The organism is Streptomyces sp. CLV115 (assembly GCF_038448545.1).
Taxonomy (GTDB): domain Bacteria; phylum Actinomycetota; class Actinomycetes; order Streptomycetales; family Streptomycetaceae; genus Streptomyces; species Streptomyces sanglieri.
Window position 1 is genome coordinate 1 of the sequence record NZ_JBCEWQ010000256.1, and the last position, 6856, is coordinate 6856.

Genomic DNA, 6856 nt, shown 5'->3' on the forward strand with positions numbered 1-6856 from the left:
GGTCTGGACCGGGGCCGGGGCCGCCGTGCGCACCGTGATGTCGGCGGAGACCGGGGCGGGCAGCCAGTCCTCGGGGCGGCGCAGCACCGTCTCCGCGTTCGCGGACTGGCAGAGCGTGATGACCTCGGCGATCGACGGCCTGGCGGCCGGGTCCTTGGCGAGGCACCGGCTGACCAGCTCCATCAGCCGTTCCGGGACGCCGCTGAGGTCGGGCTCCTCGTGGACGATCCGGTACAGGACGCCGTGCGAGGTCCCCTCGCCGAACGCCGGGGACCCGGTCGCCGCGTATGCCGCCACCTGGCCCAGCGCGAAGACGTCGGTGGCCGGGGTCACCCTGCGTCCGGCCGCCTGTTCCGGTGCCATGAACGAGGGCGTACCGATGGTGACACCACTGCCGGTGAGCGAGGTCGCGTCGGCGGCGTGGGCGATGCCGAAGTCGATGACGCGGGGGCCGTCTGCGGCGAGCAGCACGTTGGACGGCTTGAGGTCACGGTGGACGATGCCGGCGCCGTGGATGACGTGCAGCGCCTCGGCCATGCCCGCGATCAGCAGCACCACCGTCTCGACCGGCAGCGCCCCGTGCGCGACGACCGCGTCGGCGAGCGAGGGACCAGGAACGTACGCGGTGGCCAGCCACGGGTGGGCGGTGTCGGTGGCGGCGTCGATCACCGGCGCGGTGAACAGGCCCTGCACACGTTGCGCCGACTTGACCTCCTGGGCGAACCGGCGGCGGAATTCGGCGTCCTCGCCGAACTCGGGCCGGATCACCTTGATGGCCACCGGCCGCCCGCCGGGTGTGTACGACAGGTACACCTTGCCCATGCCACCCGCGCCGAGCTTGGCGGCGAGCCGGTATCCGGCGATGGTGGTCGGGTCGTCTCCCTCAAGCGGTTGGAAGACCTGGGAGGCCATTCCCGGGTCCGGCTGCTGACCACTCATCACTAACGTCTCCCACGCAGAACGTCGATATCGAAACGGCACCCTATACAAGTCCGGGCCGTCGGTGCCCGTTCCCGCCAGGTGCTCAGGACCGGGAGGACGTCGTGGGTGGCGGGCCCGGTTGCAGATCCGGCTCACGGGGCAGTCTGCGGGCCGCGTAGGTGCCCGCGCCCGCCGCCAGCAGCATCACGCAGCCGCTGAAGATCAGTCCCGCCTGGCGCAGCCCGAGCCAGGTCGCCAGGGCGCCGACGCCGACCACCGGCAGGGAGATCCCGCCGTAGGCGACGACGAAGAACGCCGAGATGGTGCCACCGCGATGCTGTGCCGGGGCCGCGTCGCTGATCAGAGTGAGCGCGGCACGGAAGGCCAGTCCCTGACCGGTGCCGCCGCACAGGGCGCCGAGGACGAGCAGCGGCAGGGATTCGGTGATCAGTGACGAAGCCACCAGCAGCAGGCCGACGACGAGGATGCCGCAGCCGACCGGGAGCGCGAGGCGGGCACCGATCCGCCGGGACAGGGACTGTCCGGCGGTCGAGGCGAGGAACACGGAGAAGACCACGGCGCCCGAGACCGCCAGGTTGTGCACACCCAGTGTGTGTGAGGCGAAGCTCGGTGCGACCGCGGTGAACAGGCCGAGGAGCGCGAAACCGGCGAAGGCCGCCAGCGAGGCGGGCAGGAAGACCCCCTTCACCTCGGCGGGCACGGACAGCCCCTGCGGCCTCGGGCGGGGCAGGCGCTTCGGCTCGGCGACGGTCTCCGGCAGGAACCAGGTGATCCCGCAGGCCAGGGCCACCAGACCCAGATGGACCCAGAACGGCAGAGTCAGCGGCCAGGGCGTGTACTGCGCGAGGATCCCCGAGAGCAGCGGTCCGCAGCCCAGACCGCCCATGTTCGCCGCGGTGGCGGCGAACCCCGCACGGGCCCTCTGCCCGGGCGCCGCCAGTTCGATCACGGCCGCCGTCGCCGCGCCGCTCAGCAGGCCGGCGGCGCAGCCGGACAGCAGCCGCCCCGCGAAGAGCAGCGGCAGACCGCCTTCCAGCAGGAAACACCCGGCACTCGCCGCAGACAGCCCCAGGGCGCACAGGAGCACGGGTCTTCGGCCGGTCTCGTCGGAGTAGTTCCCCGCCACCAGCAGCACCGTGATGACGGCGACGGCATAGACGGCGAAGACGACCGTCACCATCAGCTCGGAGAACCCGAGCTGTTCCTGGTAGAGGCCGTACAGCGGGGTGGGGAGGGTGGTCCCGGCCATCCCGATGGCGAATACCAGGGCGGCGGCCACGTAGCCCGGCCGCCATGTGCCGTCGGCGTTCCGTGTGCATTCGCGAGCACTCACGCACATCACCTCGTGGCCGGTGCTCCGGCGCGGCCGCGTCCGGGAGGGTCAGTCCCAGAGCTCGTGCGTCGCGACCCGCTCGGTGTACGCCGGCCTGCCGTCGGTGTAGACGAGCTGCATCCGGGTGAAGTGCCGCAGGCCGGTATCGGACTTCCAGGTTTCCGGACGGTCCAGCCGGACGATGACGGGGTAGGTGTGGAATTTGCCGGCCGCGCAGTAGGGATCGCAGTCGTTCACCGCGTCAAGTGCCCTGCCCACGGCGGATGTCGACCCCCAGTGGGACCAGTGGATGTCGATGAGGCGGTTGTTGCCGTCGCCGCAGGCGAGCAGGAAGTCGCCGGGGCGCACCTGCGCGTTCGAGAAACAGTCGACGGCCACCACGCGGGCCGGTGAGCGGGACTCCGTGGCTGCGGGTGCTGATGCGGAAGCGGATGCCGGAACGGGGATCGCCGCCGCGGCTGCCGTGGCGGCGCACAGCATGATCACTGCCCTGAATTTGCGTGTGTGCATGTCGGCTCCTCGGCTGCCTCATGTCGGGCGCACCGACCGGTGCGGTCGCCGGTCGTGGCGCCCTTCTTTCAGCCGTCGTCCTGAAAACGACAATATGGCCACACCCAGTGATACACCACCTGTACGGGCTACAACAGTGCAAAAATGGTACGAAAGGGTCTCGGTCCGTTTCTGAGTTCCCGGTGCGCTGGTGAAGTCGGCGTGTCCGCGAAGTCCGTCACCGAACGGGAGGGGCGGTGTGCGGCGTGGCGGCCGCGGGCTCCGCGTACCCCGCGGCCGACTCCCATTCCGCACGGCTGGGGCCCTCGAACCGCGGTGCGAAATCCGGGTGTTGGTCCAGCCAGCGCGCGAGCCGGGCGCGTACCTCCTCGGTGCCGTACGCCTGATCGGCGGTGAGGAGGAGGTGGCGGACCTTCGCACGTGCGCGCATGACCAGTGGGTCGTCGAAGGCGCAGGCGGCCAGGGCGGCCCGCTCGCGGCCGGGGGCGGCGGGGGACTCCGTCGACATCCTTGCGGGATCGCCCAGTTGAGCCGCGTTGGCCCGGTCGGCGGCGACCTGGTCGTCGAACCGCGGACGCAGGGTCCGTGCCAGCCATCGGTGGTATTGGCCGGTGAACGCCGCGGGCTCCGCGGCGGCCGCCGCGTGCCGGGCCACCCACTGCGCCGCTTCCAGGGCCATGGCCACTCCCTGCCCCATCGTGGGGTTGGTGTAGGCGACCGAGTCCCCGACGCCCACGAGGCCGGTGACCACGGGCCCGTCGTCGTCGGCCAGTGCGCTCCAGCGATTGTGCAGGCCTCCCATCGCAAGCACTCCGGAGACCGCCTCGGGCTCCAGCCCCAGCCAGGCGGCGATGGCGGGAAACGTCCGTCCGACCCTCTCGAACACCGCGGGGTCGCGCAGCGCCGCCCGGGTGGGGTCGGAGGTGGACACCGTCAGGGACGCCGCGAAGATGCCGTTGTCCGACGGGAACACCCCGCCGACGGCGAAGGCCGAGGACGAGCCCGCCTTGACGCGTCCGGGATCGCGTGGCCCGTCGGGGCGCAGCCGATACCAGCGGCAGAAGTACGCGATCCCGACGCGGTGGTTCTCCACCGCGGCGTCCCGGCAGCCCGCCGAGCCGAGCCAGCGAAGTACCGGGGACCGGCGGCCCCCGGCGTCGAGCACCAGATCCGCATCGTGCGTCCGAGACCCGGACCGCACACCCGTGACCAGCGGAATGCCGCCGCGCCGGTCGACGAGGAGCCCGTCGACGGGTTCTCCGAGCCGCACGTCGACGTGCGGCTCGCGGTGCACCGCGTCGTGCAGAGCGGCCTCCAGGACGATGCGCCGGGTCTGGATCGTCACCAGATCCTCGTCCCCGGGGCGGGCGGGCCCGCGCTCGTCGAACCAGTCGAGTTCGTTGCGTTCGCGGGCGCCCAGGCGCAGCATCGCGTCGTACACGTCCGCAGCCTCCGCGCGCAGAACGGTGCGGACCGGGGCGAGGAGGCCGTGCGGCTGGACGGCCTGCGGCACACCGGGGCGGTGCCAGTCGAAGAAGTCCCGGTCGAGATCCGGTCCCGGTCGGCGGCCGTCCCGCTCGAACAGGGTCACCGGGTGACCCCGGCGCCCCAGGAACAACGCAGCGGCCAGGCCGCCGATTCCGCCACCGACAATCGCAACCCGCGTCAACCTGGTTCCCTCCACGCCGTGTTGCGAACCAACCGTATCCCAGCGCCCGGGGCCGGTGATCCCGGGTGGCCGGGTGACCAGGTGGCGCGGCGCGGAGCGCGGGCGGATCTCAGCCCCGCTCCACCAGGCGTTCGGCCGCCGACAGTGCCATGCGCAGCGCGCCCGCCCGGTCCGCACCGCGCTGGCCGAGGACCACCCGCGTACTCAACCCGTCGAGCAGGGCCAGGAGTTCGGAAGCACGGGCCGCCGTGTCGAGGTCCGCGGCGAAGCGGCCCTGCTGCACGCCCTTGGCCAGGAGCGCTTCGAGGTCCTCCTGCCAGCCGCGGTCGATCTCGGCCTGGGCCTGGCGCAGCGGTTCGTTCGACGCGGTGCGCGCCCACAGTTCGATCCACAGGGTCCAGCGCGGATCGCGCGGCCCGCGGGGGAGGTACAGCTCGACGAACTGACCCAGCTTGCGCGCGGCGCCGGCCCGGCCGGCCAGCAGCGCCCGGCGCTCCTCGGTGAGCGTGCTCTCGCTCCAGCCGAGCACCTCCAGGAGCAGCCGGTCCTTGCTGCCGAAGTAGTAGAGGATGTGGCCGCCGCTGGTGCCGAGGCGCTTGGCGAGTGCCGACATGGTGAGTGCGGCGAGGCCGTCCTCGGCGATGGCCGCCATCGCCTCCTCCAGCATGCGTTCCCGGGCCAGGTGCCCGTCCCGCCGTCGCGCCGTCGCTGCCACGCCGCCCCTCCTCTTCCGTGAACCCCGTGACGACCTTACGGGACACCCTCGGGGTCACCGATTTCGACGGAGGTCTTGACGGGCCCCCAAAGACACATCTTGAATGCCGTTCTAACTTTTAGAACGGCGTTCAAAGTACTCGCTCCGGTGCGCCGGAGCACGAACGGATGAGGGGCAGGCCGCATGACGCAGCAGGAGACGACCGCGAGGGCGCCCGGCGGGAAGATGGCCACCGACCAGGTCTTCCAGGTCGAGACCAACGGCATCGAACCGGTCCCCGACGAGGACCGCCACGGCAGCGCGAAGGACCTGTTCTGGCTCTGGTTCGGCTCCAACCTCACCTTCACCTACGTCATCAACGGCGCCCTGGCCGTCGGCTTCGGGCTGTCCTTCTGGCAGGCCACCGGGGTCGTCGTCCTCGGCGGACTGGCGTTCTTCGCCATCAGCGCCGCCGGGCTGAGCGGCGTACGTACCGGCACCGCGACCCTGGTGATCTCCCGAGCCCCCTTCGGCGTACGCGGCAACTGGCCCGCCGGCATGCTCAACTGGGTGGTCAGCATCGGCTACACGATCCTCAACACGGTCGTCGGCACGCTCGCCCTGGAGGCGTTCTTCGCCGATCCGGGATGGGTGTCCGGCCAAACCGGGCGCGCCCTCGCCCTGCTGATCACCCTCGCGCTGACCTTCGTCGTCGCCCTCTGGGGCCACGCCACCGTCCAGCTCGCGGAGCGCTGGATCGCGTACGTCCTCGCCGTCGGATTCGCCGTGCTCCTGGTGTTCCTGCTGCCGGGCGCCGACACCGGCGGGGCGGCGGACGGGCCCGGGGCGTCCGGGTGGAGCCTTGCCCTCGTGGTGATGCTGGCCGGGCCGTTCTCGTACGTCCCGATGCCCGCCGACTACACGCGCTACCTGCCGAGGACGACCTCCATGCGGTCGCTCACCTGGTACGGAGCTCTCGGCGGCTTCATCTCGTCGGTCGCGCTGGGCGTGGCCGGGGTGGCCGCCGCCACCCGGACGGACATGACCGACGCCGTGGCGGGCACGGAGAAGCTGCTGCCGGGCTGGTTCCAGCCGCTCTTCCTCGCCCTGGTGCTCGGCGGATCCGTCACCAACTCGATCGTCACGCTCTACTCGTCGAGCCTGAACCTCCAGGTGCTCGGCGTCCCGTGGAGCCGTTCCAAGGCCATCGTCATCAGCGCGGCGGTCACCGCTGCCGGGGCCCTGTGCGCGCTCTTCCTCACCGACTTCACCAGCTCACTGCTGTCCTTCCTCTCCCTGCTGATCATTGTGTTCGCCCCCTGGGGCGGCGTGTTCCTCGCGGACATGACCATGCGCCGCTGCCGCTACGACGCACCGGCACTGCATGCCGGCCCGGACGGCGCCTACTGGTACCGGTCCGGCTACCACCCCGCCGGCCTGACCGCACTGCTCGTCGGCATGGTCTTCGCCGCGCTCACCTGCGATTGCGAGCTGTGGACCGGCCCGTTGGTCGCACCGCTGGGCGGCGCCGACCTGACCCTGCTCGGCTCCGTCGTCTCGGCACTCGTCTACTGGGCGCTCGCCCGGCGGACCGTCGCACCACACGCCGCCCGCTCCTGACCCGACCTGCCCCCTCCGCCGGATCACAGCACCGCCCGCACCGACAGCACCACAAGGAGTCACCTCACATGGCCTGCCCCGCCCGCCC

Annotated in this window: 6 protein-coding genes; 1 reads left to right on the forward strand and 5 read right to left on the reverse strand. The window is 71.6% G+C overall.

Annotated features, from left to right (window positions below):
* From AADR41_RS40410 to AADR41_RS40430, 5 genes are all read right to left on the reverse strand, one after another.
* Nucleotides 1–939, reverse strand: a 939-nt coding sequence (locus AADR41_RS40410; protein ID WP_342287305.1) for a serine/threonine-protein kinase, incomplete at its 3' end; no start/stop codon positions are given.
* Between the two features lie 85 nt (nucleotides 940–1024).
* Nucleotides 1025–2281: an MFS transporter gene (locus tag AADR41_RS40415; RefSeq protein ID WP_446751197.1), complete on the reverse strand. Its 1257-nt coding sequence runs from the start codon at nucleotides 2279–2281 to the stop codon at nucleotides 1025–1027.
* A gap of 42 nt (nucleotides 2282–2323) precedes the next feature.
* Nucleotides 2324–2785, reverse strand: a complete 462-nt coding sequence (locus tag AADR41_RS40420) for a hypothetical protein (protein WP_342287308.1) — start codon at nucleotides 2783–2785, stop codon at nucleotides 2324–2326.
* 217 nt (nucleotides 2786–3002) lie between these two features.
* Complete coding sequence (locus tag AADR41_RS40425; protein ID WP_342287310.1) at nucleotides 3003–4454, reverse strand: NAD(P)/FAD-dependent oxidoreductase; 1452 nt, start codon at nucleotides 4452–4454, stop codon at nucleotides 3003–3005.
* Nucleotides 4455–4563: 109 nt separating this feature from the next.
* The gene (locus tag AADR41_RS40430; protein ID WP_342287312.1) at nucleotides 4564–5169 is read right to left on the reverse strand and encodes a TetR/AcrR family transcriptional regulator; all 606 of its coding nucleotides are present in this window, start codon (nucleotides 5167–5169) and stop codon (nucleotides 4564–4566) included.
* Between the two features lie 183 nt (nucleotides 5170–5352).
* Between AADR41_RS40430 and AADR41_RS40435 the strand changes: the two genes are divergently transcribed.
* Nucleotides 5353–6768, forward strand: coding sequence for a purine-cytosine permease family protein (locus AADR41_RS40435; protein WP_342287313.1), 1416 nt, complete (start codon nucleotides 5353–5355; stop codon nucleotides 6766–6768).
* Nucleotides 6769–6856 lie beyond the last annotated feature (88 nt).